The organism is Microbacterium sp. 1262 (assembly GCF_040544895.1).
GTDB lineage: Bacteria > Actinomycetota > Actinomycetes > Actinomycetales > Microbacteriaceae > Microbacterium > Microbacterium plantarum.
In genome coordinates, this window is the sequence record NZ_JBEPKU010000001.1 from 2,012,607 (window position 1) to 2,028,671 (window position 16,065).

Below are 16,065 nucleotides of genomic sequence, written 5' to 3' on the forward strand. Positions count from 1 at the left end.
CCGGCGCGCTCAGACGTGCGGGTGCGTGCGCTCGAGCTTGGCGCCCTCGACGTCGACATCCGGGAGGATGCGGTCGAGCCACCGGGGCAGCCACCACGCACCGCGCCCGATGAGGTGCATGAGCGCGGGCATGAGCAGCATGCGCACGACGAGCGCGTCGACGAGGATGCCGAAGGCGAGACCGAAGCCCATCGAGCGGATGATCGTCGCCTCGGCGAAGATGAAGCCGCCGAAGACGGACACCATGATGAGCGCGGCCGCGATCACGACCGAACGCCCGGCACGGAAGCCCTGCATGACGGCGAGCCTCGCCTCGGAGCCGTGCACGAACGCCTCGCGCATCCCCGACGCCAGGAACAGCTGATAGTCCATCGCGAGCCCGAACAGGATGCCGACGAGGATCACCGGGAGGAAGTTCAGGATCGGACCGGTCGTGTGCAGACCGATGAGCTCGGCACCCCATCCCCACTGGAAGACCGCGACGACGGCGCCATAGGTCGCGAACAGCGACAGGATGAAGCCTCCGGTCGCGATGAGCGGCACGACGAGCGAGCGGAAGACGACGATCATGATCACGAGCGAGAGCCCGACCACGACCGCGAGGTAGATCGGCAGAATGCCGACGAGCCCCTCGGAGATGTCGATGTTGATGGCGGCCTGACCGGCGACACCGAGCGCGTACTCGCCGTCGACCGGTGGCAGTGAGCGCAGGTCACGCACCAGGTCCTCGGTCGCGACGCTGCTCGGCCCATCCGTGGGGATCACCTGGAACGCCGCGATGGTGCCGCTGTCGGAGACCGCGATCGGCGCGACGGCACTGACGTGGTCGCGGTCGGCGATCGCCTCGGCCACAGCGACCTGCGCTCGCAGCCGCCCCGTGTCGTCGAGGCCCTCGGGCAGGCTCGCGGTCACCAGCAGCGGCGAGTTCGCACCGGGGCCGAACGCGTCCTCGGTGAGCTCGAACGCACGCTGGCCGTTCGATCCCTCCGGCTCGGACGCTCCGTCGGGCAGGCCCACCCGCATCGACAGCGCCGGAACCGCGAGGGCGAGCAGGAGCCCGACCGACACGACGGCGGTCGTGATGGCGCGCCAGGTCGGCATCGCGCGCGTCGGGGTCGATACCGCGTCGGGCTGGCCTACGCGCGCACGCGCACGACGGCCGAGCACGCGCATCCCGAGCAGCCCGAGGAGCGCCGGCAGCAGCGTGATCGCGATCAGCACCGCGATGGCGACGCAGACGGCTCCCGCCGTACCCATGAGACCGAGGAACGGGATGCCGGTGATGTTGAGGGCGAGGAGGGCGACGACGACGGTCGATCCGGCGAACACGACGGCGTTTCCGGCGGTTCCGCCGGCGAGGCCGATCGACTCGTGCAGGTCGATCCCGCGCAGCAGCTGCTTGCGGTGCCGATTGAGCACGAACAGGGCGTAGTCGATGCCGACCGCGAGCCCGAGCATCACGCCGAGCACGGGCGTCACCGAAGCCATCTGCACGACTCCCGACAGTGCGAGCACCCCGAGCACGCCGACGCCCACTCCGACGATGGCGGTGACGAGCGGGAGGGCGGCGGCGATGAGGCTGCCGAGCATGATGAGCAGCACCACGGCGGCGACCGCGACGCCGACGGCCTCGCCGACGCCAAGGATCTTCGGCACGCCCTGGGAGATCTCGGTCGAGAAGCCCACCTCGACGCCGTCGATCGGCTCGGCGGTGAAGTGCTCGACGACGGCGTCCTTCGCATCCTGCGGCAGCTCGAGGCGCGGCAGGGTGAAGGCGACGTTCACGGTCGCGGTCGAGCCGTCCGGCGAGACGAGGGCGATACCGTCGGCGAGGTCGAGCAGGCGCCCGCCGAGGTCGGCGGTCTCGGCCTGCGCCTCGAGCTCGGTCCGCCCGGAGTCGAGGGTCGCCTGCTGCCGCTCCAGCTCGGCGCGGCCCGCGTCGAGCTGAGCCTGCTGAGCGTCGAGCGCGGCGAGCTGCGCGGCCGGAGCACCGGCTGCCTCGAGTTGGGCGCGCGCGGCGTCGAGCTGGGCCTGGCCCGCCTCGAGCTGCGCCGTGCCCTGATCGAGCTGCGCCTGTCCGGCGTCGAGCTGGTCGCGCGCGGAGGAGATCTGCGCTTGACCGTCAGCCAGCTGCTGGGCCTGCGCCGCGCGCTGCGCCTCGGCCTCGAACGGGTCGTTGACGGTCGCGACGTCGGGCAGATCCGTGGCGGAGGCGACGAGGTCGGAGATCGCCGCACGCTGATCGTCGGTGAGCGCGCCGTCCTCAGCGTGGAACACGACGGTGCCCGCCGCTCCGGCGAAGTCGGGCAGCTCCTCGGCGAGCTGGTCGGTGACCTTCGACGAAGCGGTGCCCGGGATGTCGAAGCTCGATGAGAGTCCGCCGAAGCCGAGCGCGAAGGCGCCGCCGGCGATCCCCAGCACGGCGACCCAGGCGACGACGACGAGCCATGCGCGACGCGCGGCTCCCTTGCTCAGGCGGTACAGCAGCTCGGCCATCAGCGACTCCTTCGGAATGCGGACGCCCTTGACGAGACGCAGCGTCTCGTCAACCCTAACCCGGGACCAGCGCGTGGACGATCGCCCGGATGCCGTCCGGCGTCGGAGCCGCGCCCATGAGCACCTGCATCATCATCCAGCCGGCGATCGCGTCGCCGATCTCGACCGCGGCGACCGCGGGATCTCCGTGCGCGACGACCCGCGCCCGGATGCCGCCGTCGGCGCTCAGCCGATCGCGCATCAGCTCGCCGATGGCCGGGTGCTCGGTCGCCGCGGCGACGAGCGAACGCAGCAGCATCCGGCCCTGCGGCGCATCGAGGACCGACCACACCCGCGACATCCACTCCGTGAGATCGCGGCGCAGGTCTCCGGTGTTCCGCACCGCGAGCTGCTGTCGGAAGATCATGCCCTCGAGCAGCGCCTCCGTCAGGATCGCCGCACGCGAGGGCCACCACCGGTAGATCGTCTGTTTGCCGACCGATGCCTGCCGCGCGATGGCCTCGATGGTGAGATTCTCGTAGCCGTTCTGCGCGAGCAGGTCGGCCGCCGCCGTCAGGACCGCGAGGCGGGCCTGTTCGCTCCGCCGCGGACCGGCCCGGTGCTCCTCCATCCCCCCACCGTATCCAGCCGAACGCTACGGTGGAGGCCATGCTCGCCGTGCTGGTCCTGGCCGATCACGACCTGGTGCGCCGCGGCGTGGCCGACCTGATCGACGCGGCCGCGGGCATGCAGGTCGTCGCCGAGGCGGCGACCGCACGTCAGGCGAAGGCTCGCGCCGGGGTGACACGACCGGATGTCGCGATCCTCGGCTATCAGCTGGCAGACGGCACCGGCGCGGCGGTCTGCGCCGCCCTGCGCGCAGCGGATCCGCGCCTGCACTGCATCATCCTCTGCGCCTCGGACGACGACGAGGCGCGTCGCGAGAGCGCATCGGCGGGCGCGTCCGCCTTCCTCCTCGAGGACGTCGCGGCCGGAGAGCTGATCGACGCCGTGCGCCGGGTGGGATCGGGCCATCCGCTGGGCGCGACGCTGCATACGACCGCGTCCTCCGCGCCGTCTCCGGACCCTCTCCCCCGGCGCCAGCGGGAAGTGCTGGCGCTCGTCGCCCGCGGGCTGTCGAATCGCGCGATCGCGGCCGAGCTCGGCATCGCCGAGAAGACGGTCAAGAACCATCTGACAGGCATCATGCGAACGCTCGGCGTCACCAGCCGCACGCAGGCCGCTCTTCGCGCGGCGCAGCCCGCGCACGAATGAGCGAAGGCGCGGACCCCCGGGGGGGATCCGCGCCTTCGGCGGGGCGACTCGGTGTCAGACGAGCCACCGGAAGCGCTGCACGAGAGGCAGCTTCTTCCACATGGCGCCGAGGCCCCAGGTGTCGCCGGCGTGGAGCACGGCGATCACGATCAGCGCGAGCGCGTAGACGATGTGGTAGTCGACGAGGGGGTTGGTAGATGCCGCACCCCAGGCGAACGGCCACTCGGCGAGGTACATCAGGAGCATGACGAGGCTTCCGGCTACCGCTGCGACGCGGAGACCGATGCCCGACATGACGGCGACTCCGATGGCCAGCATGCCCGCCATGAACAGGACGTCGGCGAGCGGGCTCGCCATGCTCTGGAACCAGGGCTGAAGGGGGCCGGTGACGGCGGGGCTGTTGAGGAAGCCCTGCGCCGGGGTGCCGCCGTTGATCCACGCCCGCTCGAACGGCGTCGAGAATCCGAGGCCGAACAGCTTGTCGAGGAACGCCCAGAGGAAGATGAAGCCGGTCGCGTAGCGCAGCGCAGCGAGAGTGCGGCGCCCGGCGAGCGAGGTCACGATCTCGTCCTGGCGGGCGATCGCCTGGGTGCGGGTCCGAGCCTCCGTGCGGGGGATGGCTGCGTGGACCGCGTGCGTGGTCATTTCTGTCTCCTTCGTCGTATGTGGTCTGACCACATAACTATCTCGCATTCGCGATGACTCCACCAGGGACCAAAGTCCCAGTCGAGCTCTGCGCCTCCCGCGCGATATCACCGTGCCGAATCGGAGACAATCCCCGCACGCGTCTCCTCCACCGGTGCTTAGGGTCGCGCCAGGAGGAGAAATGACCCACATCGATGAACTCGCCCGGCTGGCACAGGAGAGCGGCACCGTGATCGCGGTGGCGGAATCGCTGACCTCGGGCAACCTCGCCGCCACCATCGGCGCGGCGGAGGGCGCGGGCGACTGGTTCGCCGGCGGCGTCGTGGCCTACCGACTGGAGACGAAGCACCGCGTCCTGGGTCTGGCCGAGGGGATCGACCCCTGCTCCCCGGAATGCGCCGAGCACCTCGCACGCGCGGTCCGCGACCTGACAGGCGCGGATCTGGCGGTGTCGGTGACGGGCGTCGGGGGTCCGGAGCCGCACGACGGCCACGAGCCGGGGACGGTGTACCTCGGGTGGAGCGACGGCGCAGAGACGGGCCACGTCCTGCTCGACCTCGACGGCGAGCCCGAACAGGTCATCGACGACAGCGCGAACGCAGCCGTCGGGTTGCTGATCGATCGGATGCGGCGCTGACCGCACCCGAGCCTCAGGCCCGCGAAAGCGGCGGACGGTGCGCGATGGGAGTCGGCTTGGTCGCCAGCGGCGACCCGGTGCGGCGGGACGCGGCGTGTCGGTCGGCGATCGCGCAGGCGGCTTCACCGATCGCGACGAAGGTCTCGGTCCCCGCAGTGCCGCAGAGCCACACCACCTCGAAGACACCGTCCCGGCGCCGTTCGACGTAGGCGACGACGGCATCGGCATCGGAGGACGGGCGCGTGGGATCGCATACCCGCCAGGCATCCTCAGCGATCTCATCCCAGCGCAGTCCCGTGTGGTGCATGGGACGAGCCTGCGTCGACAGCGGGCGAAACCCCAGGGCCTTGACAGGGCGCTCAGCGGATGCGTCAGCCGGTTGTCGCCTGGCGGATGCGCTCCATGGTCCGCAGCGTCGCCGCCGTGCGCGCCTGGTCCTCGTCCGGAGCGATCGCGCCGCCCACGAGCTCGACGAAACGCGCGACCTCGCCGTCGAGCGTGTCGACGGCAGCATCCGACGTCCACGCGGACTCCGCACCGTCGAGACCGACCCGTGTCACGCGGCGCGGACTGGCCAGGTGATCGATGAGCAGCGTCGCATCCTCGCCCTGGATCTCGCTCGACCGGAAAGCGGTGGTGATCTTCGAGTAGCCGACGTCGACGACCAGCCCCGGGTATTCGAGCACCGCCAGACCGGCGCCGTCAGCGCCCGTGGCGATCGTCACCGACGACCCGGCCACGCGGGTGGGTTCACCGAACAGGAGGACCGCCGCGTGCACGCCGTAGACACCCAGATCCGCGAGCGCTCCGCCGCCCATGGCGGGATCGAAGATGTTCGGCGTCCCACCCGCCAGCACGGCGTCGTAGCGCGACGACCGTTTGGCGTAGTGGAACGAGGCGCGGCGGAGGGTTCCGAGCGATCCGAGCTGCTCGCGGACGGCCGCGATGCCGGGGTCGTACGCCGTGCGCATCGCCTCGAGCAGGATCACGCCCGCGCGGCGCGACCGGTCGACGAGGTCATCCCACTCCCGGGCTGTGGCGACCGCGGGCTTCTCCACGAGCACGTGCTTGCCCGCCGCGATGGCGGACTCGACCTGCGAGCCGTGGGCGGCGTTCGGCGAACCGATGTAGACCGCGTCGACTTCGGGATCGGCGAGGACGGTATCGAGGCCGGCGATCGCCCGTGCGACACCCAGACGATCGGCGTAGGCCTGCGCCTTCACCGCATCTCGAGACGACACCGCGACGACCTCGATCCCCGGGGTGCGAGAGGCCGCACCGATGAAGGCGTCGGTGATGACACTCGTGCCGATGGTGGCGATGCGGATCATGTCCCCCAGCCTAGGAGGCCGGAGGACCGCTGCCGGGCCGCGCCTCAGTGACGCCGGGTCGAGCGCAGCGTCTGCACCGCTTCATCGAAGCGGAGCGTCTGACGCAGCTCGACGGCAGCCGAGTACCAGGGCCCGCCGAGGGCTACGAAGACCGCGCCGACGACGTCGATGTAGCCGAGGGTGACCTCTCCCTCTCGCACCTCGTAACGGTCGACGTCGACGAGCTCCCAGCGGACGTCCGCCTCGGTGCTCGGCGCTTCCGGCCGCCGCGACGGCAGCTGACGCAGAGCGCCCGACGTGGCCAGGCGCACCGCGCTGGGCTTGCGGGCGATCGGTGACATATCCAAGACCATGATCACTCCCGTCGCTCTGACACGACTATCGCGGCCCGAGCCGTCTGCACCTACCCGCTTGACAGAAGTTCACGAGGGGTTTACGCGCCATCCCTCCTCTAACTAGTTCGCCTAACTAACCGGAATTAATTAGGCGGACCCCCGCCAGTACCCTCGCGTCCGTGGGAACACTCGTTTACGGCAGTCAAGGACGGACGTTCGACGTAGAAGACCGTCTGCTCGCGCACCTGCGGGTCGTGTTCATGAACAAGCTGCGCCGCAACGAGCCGTTCATGTTCCACCGTTCGACCGACAGCGGGCTGTTCAGCGTGTGGGTGCACCCGGCCGTCCCGATGGTGTTCCTCTTCAGCGGCAGCCGTCCGCCGACGATCAATCGACATTGGGTCGAGGCCCTCCTGCTCGAAGCGGGCGGAGCGAACGGCCTGCGTGTCGTCCCGGAGCCCGCGACCGGCGACGCCTGACCTCAGCGACACTCCTCGTCGACCGCATCCGCGATCGCGTCGAGAAGGGTCGTCAGCTTCGCGGCGGTGTCGTCATCCAGCCCGCGCGCGATGTCGCGCACACGCAGCGTCAGCGGATCGACACCCTCGACGTCTGCGTTGCGATCGGTCGGCACGACGTACTTGCTCCGACCGTCGTCGGGGTTGCGCTCGAACGCCACCAGTCCCCCGTCGCGGAGACGCTTCAGCATGGTCGTCGCCGTCGGCGTCGAGATGCCCAGCGAGGCGGCGATGTCGGTCGGGGTGACGCGCCGGCCGGCATCCGCGCTGTCGTACACCACCCGCATTGCGGCGCGCGCCGTCTCACTGGGACCGCAGTCGCTCTGACGCCGCCGAGCCAGGCTGGCCTCTGCCAGACGGAGCCGTTCGACGGCTCGCGCGACGGATTCGGGCTCGGAAGCACCGGACACCATGAACCTCCCGCAGACGACAATGGTGCGTCCACTGTACGAGCGCGGCGACGGGGCGCTCTTCCGCTTGACTCCGGCGCCTCCCACCCCTAGAGACGCGGTGAGAGGTCGGGACGCGTGAGCACCCCGAACTCGTGCCGCAGAGCGCTCAGAGCCGACCACCATCCGGCCAGCCCATGAACGCCTGGGCCCGGGCTCGTCGAGGACGAGCACAGATAGACGCCGCCCATGGGCGTCCGCCACGGGTCGCGTGCGAGCAACGGGCGGGCGATCAGCTGATCGAGCGACGGGATGCCGGCGGAGATGTCACCCTCGGGATAGTTGAGGTTGCGCGCGGCGACCTGCTGCGCGGTCTCCGAGTGGGTCGCGAGGATCGTGTCGCGGAAGCCCGGCGCGAACCGCTCGATCTGGCGCACGATCGCCTCGGTCCGGTCGACCTCGCTGCCCGCGGGAACGTGCGTGTATGCCCACAGGGTGTGATGGCCCTCCGGCGCCCGGCCCGCATCGAACAGCGACGGCTGCGCGACGAGCACATACGGCGCGTCGGGCAGCCGGCCGGCGCGCACCGCGTTCTCGGAGGCGGCGATCTCCGGCCGGGTCCCGCCGACGTGGACAGTGCCGCTCTGCGCGATCGCGGGATCGCGCCACGGCACCGGCGCGGACAGGGCGAAGTCGACCTTCGCCACCGCGTCACCGTACCGGAAGCGCTCGAGGCGGTGCCGATAGCGCGTCGGCATCCGGTCCCCGGCGATCGCGATGAGGGCGCGCGGCGTCACGTCGAGCATCACGGCGCGCGCGCTCGGCAGCTCGTCGAGCGAATCGATACGGCGTCCCGAGAACAGCTCGCCGCCGTGCGCACGGATGTCGTCGACCATGGCGGCCACGATCGCCCCGCTTCCGCCGATCGGGATCGGCCACCCGCGGGCATGACCGTATGTCGCGAGGGTGAGGCCGCCGCCGGCTGCCGCGAGACTCGGGAGGCCGAGAATGGTGTGGGCCGCGACCCCCGACATGAGGGCCGGGGCCGCCTGCTCGCGGAACCGCAGGCTCCATGCCGGTGTCCCCTGCTCGAGGGTGCGCAGGCCGAACCAGGCCGCGGCGATCGGATCGCCGGGCACGCGCAGCAGCGATCCACCGGTGAAGTCCGCGATGCCGCGCACGCGCTCGACGAGCGGCGCCATCAGCCGGGCATACGCGCGGCCGTCGGCACCGAGCCCCTCCGCCGTGCGGTCGAGATCGCGGTACGCCAGCGCCGCGCCGCCGTCGAGAGGGTGCGCGTACGACACCTCGGGCACGACGAACTCGACGCGGTGGCGCAGTCCGAACTCGCGGAAGAAGGCGGATTCGAATGCGAGCGGGTGCACCGCCGAGCACAGGTCGTGCAGGTAGCCGGGGAGGGTGATCTCCCCGGAGGCCGCCCCGCCGCCGAAGTGATCCTCGGCTTCGAACACCGCGACCGAGAGCCCGGAGCGCGCCAGGGTGACGGCCGCCGCCAGCCCGTTCGGCCCGGAGCCGACGATGACGGCGTCGTACTCGGTCGTCACCGTCCCGCGCCGCCCTCCGCGAGGTGCGCGAGCCGACGCAGGGTCTCGGCGTTGCGCACGTGCAGGGGCAGGTCGAGCAGCGGTTGCGGGATGAACGACCCCGGCCCCTCCGCGGCCACTTCCTGAATGCGCACGACGCAGTCATCGCCTCGGGGCTTGACGTCGATGGTGATGTGGGCTTCGCCGATCGGCCAGCCGCGCGCCTGCAGCACCATGCGGTGCGGCGGATCGAATTCGAGCACCGACGTGCTGTCGTCGATGACGAAGGGCCACACCCCGAAGGAATGGTGCAGACGCGACCCCTTCTGGGGCCAGGCGGGACTGACATCGCGCATGCGCGAAGCACCGACGACCCACGCCGGGAACAGCCAGCCGTCGTTCAGGACCGCGAAGACGTCTTCGGGGGCGCAGCGCATGAGTCGGACGTTACGCGACATGGCAGTCTCCTCTCCGGGGCGGAGTCACGGCTGCAGCACCACCTTGATGCAGCCGTCCTCCTTCTTCTGGAAAGTCTCGTAGAGGCCCGGCGCGTCGGACAGCGGCGCGCGGTGGGTCGTCAGATCCATGACGCCGAGCGGGTCAGCGGGGTCTTCGACGAGAGGCAGCAGGTCATCGATCCACCGCTTGACGTTGCACTGACCCATCCGAAGGCTCAGCTGCTTGTCGAACATCGTCTTCATCGGCATCATGTCGGCCTCGCCGGCGTACACGCCGCTGAGCGAGACGGTGCCGCCGCGGCGGACGATGTCGATCGACGAGTGGAGCGCCGCCAGCCGATCGAGCCCGCCGGTCTCCAAGACCTTCTGAGCCAGGGCATCGGGCAGCAGCCCCAACGCCTTGTGCACCGTCGAGACGGCGGGGTTCCCGTGGGCCTCCATGCCGACGGCATCCACGACGGCGTCCGCGCCGCGCCCGTCGGTGAGGTCGCGGAGTTCGTCGACCACCGAGTCGGTCAGGTCGAACACGTCCGCACCGTGCCGCTCCGCCATCGCTCGCCGTTCGGCGACCGGGTCGACCGCGAGCACCCGGTACCCTCGGTGCACACCGACGCGCGCGACGAACTGGCCGACGGGCCCCAGCCCCATCACCGCGAGAGTGCCGCCCTCGGGAACATCGGCGTACTCCACGCCCTGCCACGCGGTCGGCAGGATGTCGCTGAGGAAGAGGTACCGGTCGTCGGGGAGGTCGTTGCCGACGCGGATGTGGTTGTAGTCCGCGAGCGGCACCCGCAAGTACTCGGCCTGACCGCCGGGGACCTGGCCGTACAGCTTGGTGTAGCCGAACAGCGACGCGCCGCTGCCGTACTCGGTGACCTGCGTCGTCTCGCACTGCGACTGCAGCCCGCGCCGGCACATGAAGCAGTGCCCGCACGAGATGTTGAACGGCACGACGATGCGGTCTCCGACCGCCAGGTTCGTGACGGCCGAGCCGACCTCGACGACGACGCCCATCGGCTCGTGTCCGAGCACGTCGCCGCTGTCGATGAACGGCCCGAAGATCTCATACAGGTGCAGGTCGGAGCCGCAGATCGCGGTCGAGGTGATCCGCACGATCGCATCGGTGGGCTCGAGGATCTCGGGGTCGGGCACCGTCTCGACGGAGACGTTGCGGCGCCCCTGCCAGGTGAGGGCCTTCATCGCTCGACCTCCGGCTCGTCACCGTCGGCCTCGGGCGTACCGGGCCCAGGTCCCGGACGCACGGCGGCCGAGTCGGCGATGTCGATGCGCGTGACGCCGTCGTGCTCGCTCGTCTCGATCCGCGGCGCCGCGTCGGCCTCGGTCGATCCGCCGGCGCGCAGCAGTTCCTCGCGGCGGGCGTCTTCGTCGGTCAGGGGTTCGGATGCGTCGGACATGGGGTGACCGTAGGCACATCGTCCCGCCCGGGGCGAGGGGATGGCGGGGGTTGGACAAGCGTGATAGCCAGAGACGACGACCCCATCTCGGAAGGAGACCGTCGATGTCACGAGACGACGCGAAGCCCAGCCAGGCCGAAGGCGCCGACCCCGATCACCCCGACACGGGCGAAGCCCCGGAAGAGGAGACGGGACACCCCTCGCAGGCTGAGGGCGAAGACAGCTGACACGACGAAGCGGGGGCCGACACCACTGATATGGAGTCGGCCCCCGCTTCGTTCGGGAGTCAGGCGCTGCGCTCGGCGATCTCGTCGAGGGCGGAAGCGAGGAGGTCGATGACCTCGGCCGCGATGGCGGTACGCTCAGGGTCGAGCTCATCGATGACCGTCACAATCGCTCGGTGATGGGCGGCGAAGGCGGCATCCACCCGCTCGACGGCGGCGGCGGTCGGAACGAGGTAGTGCGCCCGGCGGTCGCTGGGGTGCTGCACGCGCTCGACCAGGCCCTTCGAGGCGAGACGCTCGACGACATTGGTGACCGTGGCGCTCGAGGTGGCGAGCATGACGATGAGGTCCTTGGGCCCGAGATCGCGGCCGTCGCGGTGTCCCTGAACGAGGTAGCGCAGCGCGGTCAAGTCGATCGCCGACAGCTCGGAGGCGCGCACGGCGAGCCCGGCCTGCACCTGTTCCGCACGCCGCAGACGCAGGACGGCGTCGCTCAGCCGACGACCGACCTCGTCACGAGGTTGATCCGCGTACAGGTGAAGTCCTTCATGACGGACGACGTTTCGAGGCATCGGGTTGCCACCTCCTCCGACAGCATCCTAGAACACTAGCCCAGCTTGACAGATTCTGTCTTTCACAGATGGTGAGATACATAGGATCTAAGAATTGACAGAAACTGTCTTGTCTGGCTAGATACTTAACGAGGGAACCAACACTTCACTCGCTCATCGACGATCTCAGGAGGACAGCATGGGACAGCTCCACTACGGAAACTCCGACACCCGAATCGAGATCCCGGACCGCCTGCTCGCGCACCTCAAAGTCGTCATCGCGACGAAGCTGCGGCGCAATGAGAGCTTCATGATGTCGTGGACGGCCGACGACGGTCGTTCCTCGATCTGGCTGCAGCCGTCCATCCCGCTGCGCTTCGTCTTCGAAAGCGCCGACATGGAGGTCCTCAACCCGGCCGCCATCCGCGACATGGCCAATGCGGCGACGTCGTCCGCCGGACTCGTCGTCGCGCTGGACCAGGAGATCCCCGAGGCCCCGCAGCGCGAGCTGCGGCCGGTGACCGCCGGAGTGCCGCGACTGAAGGTCCCGGCGTAACCCGTACCGAACACTTCACGCCGTCGTCGGTCGTTCCTATAATCGGAACGTCCGGCGGCGGCGTTGCCGTCGGTGCTCGAAAAATGGGCACGAAGCGGCATCCGCGCGTGAGACACATACGGCCTCCATCACCGTTCCGTCTCGAAAGGCATCGCCATGCCCTCCGTCTCCGCGCACGTCGCCGCCGCCCTCTCCCGACACGTCTCGCACGTCTTCGGCGTGATGGGCAATGGCAACGCACACCTGCTCGATGCGCTCGAGCGCTCCCCCGGCGTCACCTTCACCGCGCTCCGTCATGAGGCGGGCGGCGTGGTGTCCGCCGATGCCCACTACCGTGCCGGCGGAGGCCTCGCGGCCGCGACCGCGACGTACGGAGCGGGGTTCACCAACACCCTGACACCGCTCGCGGAGGCAGCGCAGGCACGCACCCCGCTGGTCCTCGTCGTCGGCGATGCGCCGACGTCCGGCCCGCGCCCGTGGGACGTCGACCAGATCGCGCTCGCCTCGGCGGTCGGAGTCCGCACCTACACGGTGGGCCGGGCGGATGCCGCGGCCACGACCGTCATCGCGATCGAGCACGCCCTCGCGTACTCCTCCCCCGTCGTGCTGGCGATCCCCTACGACGTCGCCAAAGCCGACGCCGGCCCGCTCACCCGTACCCCCGAGCCGCGGCGAGCGCCTGAGCTCGCTCCCGCCACGCCGTTCGCGACCGGAACCGTGACGCAGATCGCCCGCGCACTGGCGGGCGCGCAGCGGCCCCTCCTCCTCGCGGGCCGCGGCGCGTGGCTCGCCGGAGCGGGCACCGCTCTCGGCGCGATCGCCGACGCGACGGGAGCGGTGACCGCGACCACGGCTCTCGGGCGCGGGGTCTTCCCGCGTCCGGAGTTCGATCTCGGCGTGACCGGCGGATTCGGCGCCGACGGGGCGATGTCCGTCATCCGCGACGCCGATGTCGTGCTCGTCGTCGGCGCGTCTCTCAACCAGTTCACGATGCGGTTCGGGACTCTGTTCGCCCCCGGGACGACGGTCGCTCAGATCGACACGGCACCCACGGCGACGCATCCGCACGTCGGGCTCTACCTGCGCGCCGACGCGGCCCTCGCGGCCCGGGCGATCGCCGACGAGCTCGCCGCGCTCGTCGCTCCGGCGAGCGGATGGCGCGAGTCGCTCGACATCGCCGCCCTGCGCGACCATCTCCCCGGCGATGCCCTCGCCCCCGACGGGCGTCTCGACCCGCGGTCCGCCGCGCGGCGGATCGGAGAGCTGCTGCCCGAGGACCGCGTCGTCGTGTCGGACGGTGGCCACTTCATCGGATGGGCGAACATGTACTGGCCCGTGTCGTCACCCGACCGGATGATGATGGTCGGCACCGCCTATCAGTCGATCGGCCTCGGCTTCCCCTCGGTCCCCGGCGCAGCCCGCGCCCGTCCCGACGCGACGATCGTGCTGACGACGGGCGACGGCGGCGGTCTCATGGCCGTCAGCGACCTCGAGTCGGCCGTCCGGGTCGCCGGCGGCCGCGGCCTCGCCGTCGTGTGGAACGACCGCGCGTACGGCGCCGAGGTGCACCTGTACGGCGCGCAGGGCCTCGCCCCCGCCCCCATGCTCATCCCCGAGGTCGACTTCGCCGCGCTGTGCCGCGCGGTCGGCGGCGAGGCCGTCGTGGTGCGCACGCTCGAGGATCTCGAGGCCCTCGCCCGGTGGCGCGATCGCCCCGCCGATGAGCGCCCGTTCCTCCTGCTCGACCTGCGGGTGTCGGCGACGATCCGCGCCCCGTACCAGGAGGAGATCCTCCGCGTGAACTCCTAGGGCGAAGCCCTAGGCGCGCAGCAGGGCTCCCGCGAAGAAGGCGGTCAGCTCGTCGGTCGCGGTGAGCGGCAGCACAGCCGCGACGTACTGGTCGGGGCGGACGACAACGACGACTCCGTCGCGCGAGAGCCCGCGCTCGTCGAAGATGTCGGCATCGTGCCACGCGCTCGGTGCCGCGGCGAACACCTTCTCCCAGTCCGTCAGGCCGAGCGGGCCGGTGCGGGGGCGGAAGATGTCGGGCACGAGCGGCAGCTCGATCTCGTCGTACCGCTGCTGGTACACCACCTTGACGTCGAACACCGCGTCGACGTCGACGCCCGCGGGGGTGTGCACGGACACCGGCGACACGGGCGACGCGAGCCACCGCGCGAAGTCGTCGAGCGCGGACGGCGCGCCCGGCAACGGGGCGTCGGCGAACGCGTAGATGCGCCACCGCCCGTCGGCCCGGGCATGGTGACCCAGGTGCACGGCGTTGCCCTCGGCGACGCGCGCGACCTCGACCGACGCGAATCGCATGCCGATCGGGAAGCCCGAAGCGAGGTCCTGGTGCGCGGCATCCGCGACGATCTCCGACGGGTCGTACCGGGTGCGGAAGCCGGAGGGGAACTCCGCCGTCGCGAGGTAGTGGGTCGCGAGATCCTGCGGGTCGGTGATCTCCTCGGGCTTGCGCGCCATGAGGGCCGACCACTCCCGGTCGAAGTCGATCAGCTGCTGCGCGACGGGGCGTCGTTCCGCCCCGTACGTCGACAGCAGCGACGGCGCCGCCAGGCCCGTCAGGACGTGGCCGAGCTTCCACCCCAGATTGAACCCGTCCTGCATCGAGACGTTCATCCCCTGCCCGGCCTTCGCGCTGTGGGTGTGGCAGGCGTCGCCGGTGAGGAACACGCGCGGCGCGCGCGGGGCGCCCGCCGGCACGTCGTCGAAGCCGTCGGTGACGCGATGCCCCACCTCGTAGACGCTGTGCCAGGCGACTTCTCTCACGTCGATCGAGTACGGGTGCAGGATCGCGTTGGCTCGCCGGATGATCTCGTCGATCGGCGTCTGCCGCACGCGATGATCGTCGTCGGGGGCGACCTCGCCGAGGTCGATGTACATGCGGCTGAGGTAACCGCCCTCGCGCGGGATGTGCAGGATGTTGCCCGCCGCTGAGTTGATCGCGCACTTGATGCGCCAGTCGGGGAAGTCGGTGTTCGCCAGCACGTCCATGACGCCCCAGGCGTGCGCCGACGCCGCCCCGACGTGGACCCGGCCGATCGCGTCGCGCACGCGGCTGCGCGCGCCGTCGCATCCCGCGACGTACTTCGCGCGGATCGTGCGCTCCTCACCCGCCCGGGCGCCCCCGACATGACGCACCCGCACCTCGACCGGGAACTCGCCCTCCTCGCCGACGGTCAGCCCGAGGAACTCGACGCCGTAGTCGGGCACGACGCGCCCCGGTCCCTGCGCCGCGGCCTCGGCGAAGTAGTCGAGCACGCGCGCCTGGTTGACGATCAGGTGCGGGAACTCGCTCATCCGCAGCGCATAGTCCTCCGTGCGCATGGTGCGCACGATGCGCGTCGGATCCTCCGGGTCGGGTGCCCAGAAGTTCATCCAGCCGATGTTGTAGGCCTCCGCCATGATGCGCTCGGCGAATCCGAACGCCTGGAAGGTCTCCACGCTCCGCGGCTGGATGCCGTCTGCCTGCCCCAGCTCGAGACGCCCCTCGCGGCGCTCGATCAACCTCACGTCGACATCGGGGAACTGCGACAGCTGCGCCGCCAGCAGCATCCCCGCCGGTCCCGAGCCGACGATGAGGACGTCGGTCTCGTCGGGCAGCTCGGCGGGGCGGTGCAGCCCGCGACCGGCCGCGGGCTGCACGCGCGGATCTCCCGAGACGTAGCCGTGATGATGGAACTGCATCGTG

19 protein-coding genes are annotated in these 16,065 nt (G+C 70.7%); 6 read left to right on the forward strand and 13 right to left on the reverse strand.

Annotated features, from left to right (window positions below; genetic code table 11):
* Positions 1–9: 9 nt before the first annotated feature.
* Together ABIC53_RS09650 and ABIC53_RS09655 are read right to left on the reverse strand one after the other, a co-directional pair.
* Positions 10–2,496, reverse strand: a complete 2,487-nt coding sequence (locus ABIC53_RS09650; protein ID WP_282502085.1) for an MMPL family transporter — start codon at positions 2,494–2,496, stop codon at positions 10–12.
* 55 nt (positions 2,497–2,551) lie between these two features.
* Positions 2,552–3,106 (reverse strand): TetR/AcrR family transcriptional regulator, encoded by a 555-nt coding sequence (locus tag ABIC53_RS09655; protein WP_112616556.1) that lies wholly within the window; start codon positions 3,104–3,106, stop codon positions 2,552–2,554.
* 38 nt (positions 3,107–3,144) lie between these two features.
* Here ABIC53_RS09655 and ABIC53_RS09660 point away from each other — a divergent pair, with 38 nt between their 5' ends.
* Positions 3,145–3,750 (forward strand): response regulator transcription factor, encoded by a 606-nt coding sequence (locus tag ABIC53_RS09660; protein WP_282502084.1) that lies wholly within the window; start codon positions 3,145–3,147, stop codon positions 3,748–3,750.
* A gap of 54 nt (positions 3,751–3,804) precedes the next feature.
* Here the strand turns inward: ABIC53_RS09660 and ABIC53_RS09665 are convergent, their stop codons facing one another.
* Complete coding sequence (locus tag ABIC53_RS09665) at positions 3,805–4,395, reverse strand: DoxX family protein (protein WP_269267261.1); 591 nt, start codon at positions 4,393–4,395, stop codon at positions 3,805–3,807.
* 181 nt (positions 4,396–4,576) lie between these two features.
* Here ABIC53_RS09665 and ABIC53_RS09670 point away from each other — a divergent pair, with 181 nt between their 5' ends.
* Positions 4,577–5,032, forward strand: a complete 456-nt coding sequence (locus ABIC53_RS09670; RefSeq protein ID WP_282502082.1) for a CinA family protein — start codon at positions 4,577–4,579, stop codon at positions 5,030–5,032.
* A gap of 13 nt (positions 5,033–5,045) precedes the next feature.
* On the opposite strand, the gene ABIC53_RS09675 is transcribed toward ABIC53_RS09670, so the two are convergent.
* From ABIC53_RS09675 to ABIC53_RS09685, 3 genes are all read right to left on the reverse strand, one after another.
* Positions 5,046–5,339 carry a hypothetical protein gene (locus ABIC53_RS09675; RefSeq protein WP_282502081.1) on the reverse strand — a complete coding sequence of 98 codons (294 nt, stop codon included), beginning with the start codon at positions 5,337–5,339 and terminating at the stop codon, positions 5,046–5,048.
* Between the two features lie 64 nt (positions 5,340–5,403).
* Positions 5,404–6,363 carry a Gfo/Idh/MocA family protein gene (locus ABIC53_RS09680; protein ID WP_282502080.1) on the reverse strand — a complete coding sequence of 320 codons (960 nt, stop codon included), beginning with the start codon at positions 6,361–6,363 and terminating at the stop codon, positions 5,404–5,406.
* A 44-nt stretch (positions 6,364–6,407) separates the two neighbouring features.
* Positions 6,408–6,704 carry a hypothetical protein gene (locus ABIC53_RS09685; RefSeq protein WP_114589261.1) on the reverse strand — a complete coding sequence of 99 codons (297 nt, stop codon included), beginning with the start codon at positions 6,702–6,704 and terminating at the stop codon, positions 6,408–6,410.
* 173 nt (positions 6,705–6,877) lie between these two features.
* On the opposite strand from ABIC53_RS09685, the gene ABIC53_RS09690 reads away from it, so the two are divergent.
* Positions 6,878–7,177 (forward strand): DUF7882 family protein, encoded by a 300-nt coding sequence (locus tag ABIC53_RS09690; protein ID WP_282502079.1) that lies wholly within the window; start codon positions 6,878–6,880, stop codon positions 7,175–7,177.
* A gap of 2 nt (positions 7,178–7,179) precedes the next feature.
* On the opposite strand, the gene ABIC53_RS09695 is transcribed toward ABIC53_RS09690, so the two are convergent.
* The 5 genes from ABIC53_RS09695 to ABIC53_RS09715 form a co-directional block, all read right to left on the reverse strand.
* The gene (locus ABIC53_RS09695) at positions 7,180–7,626 is read right to left on the reverse strand and encodes a MarR family winged helix-turn-helix transcriptional regulator (RefSeq protein ID WP_354451271.1); all 447 of its coding nucleotides are present in this window, start codon (positions 7,624–7,626) and stop codon (positions 7,180–7,182) included.
* 89 nt (positions 7,627–7,715) lie between these two features.
* The gene (locus tag ABIC53_RS09700; RefSeq protein ID WP_274178398.1) at positions 7,716–9,170 is read right to left on the reverse strand and encodes a phytoene desaturase family protein; all 1,455 of its coding nucleotides are present in this window, start codon (positions 9,168–9,170) and stop codon (positions 7,716–7,718) included.
* On the reverse strand, positions 9,167–9,607 hold the full coding sequence (locus ABIC53_RS09705; protein ID WP_282502078.1) for an SRPBCC family protein: 441 nt from the start codon (positions 9,605–9,607) through the stop codon (positions 9,167–9,169). The genes ABIC53_RS09700 and ABIC53_RS09705 overlap by 4 nt, the downstream gene beginning before the upstream one ends.
* Positions 9,608–9,631: 24 nt before the next feature.
* Positions 9,632–10,807: a zinc-dependent alcohol dehydrogenase gene (locus ABIC53_RS09710; protein ID WP_282502077.1), complete on the reverse strand. Its 1,176-nt coding sequence runs from the start codon at positions 10,805–10,807 to the stop codon at positions 9,632–9,634.
* The gene (locus ABIC53_RS09715; protein ID WP_112616536.1) at positions 10,804–11,022 is read right to left on the reverse strand and encodes a multidrug transporter; all 219 of its coding nucleotides are present in this window, start codon (positions 11,020–11,022) and stop codon (positions 10,804–10,806) included. The genes ABIC53_RS09710 and ABIC53_RS09715 overlap by 4 nt, the downstream gene beginning before the upstream one ends.
* 104 nt (positions 11,023–11,126) lie before the next feature.
* On the opposite strand from ABIC53_RS09715, the gene ABIC53_RS09720 reads away from it, so the two are divergent.
* Positions 11,127–11,249, forward strand: coding sequence for a hypothetical protein (locus ABIC53_RS09720; protein ID WP_258524624.1), 123 nt, complete (start codon positions 11,127–11,129; stop codon positions 11,247–11,249).
* Between the two features lie 59 nt (positions 11,250–11,308).
* On the opposite strand, the gene ABIC53_RS09725 is transcribed toward ABIC53_RS09720, so the two are convergent.
* Positions 11,309–11,818 (reverse strand): MarR family winged helix-turn-helix transcriptional regulator, encoded by a 510-nt coding sequence (locus tag ABIC53_RS09725; RefSeq protein WP_274178396.1) that lies wholly within the window; start codon positions 11,816–11,818, stop codon positions 11,309–11,311.
* A gap of 178 nt (positions 11,819–11,996) precedes the next feature.
* Here ABIC53_RS09725 and ABIC53_RS09730 point away from each other — a divergent pair, with 178 nt between their 5' ends.
* Positions 11,997–12,353 carry a DUF7882 family protein gene (locus tag ABIC53_RS09730; protein ID WP_269267244.1) on the forward strand — a complete coding sequence of 119 codons (357 nt, stop codon included), beginning with the start codon at positions 11,997–11,999 and terminating at the stop codon, positions 12,351–12,353.
* A gap of 156 nt (positions 12,354–12,509) precedes the next feature.
* Complete coding sequence (locus tag ABIC53_RS09735; protein WP_354451275.1) at positions 12,510–14,162, forward strand: thiamine pyrophosphate-binding protein; 1,653 nt, start codon at positions 12,510–12,512, stop codon at positions 14,160–14,162.
* 9 nt (positions 14,163–14,171) lie between these two features.
* Here the strand turns inward: ABIC53_RS09735 and ABIC53_RS09740 are convergent, their stop codons facing one another.
* Entirely contained in the window at positions 14,172–16,061 is a 1,890-nt protein-coding gene (locus tag ABIC53_RS09740; protein WP_354451277.1) for an FAD-dependent monooxygenase, read from the reverse strand.
* Between the last annotated feature and the right edge of the window lie 4 nt (positions 16,062–16,065).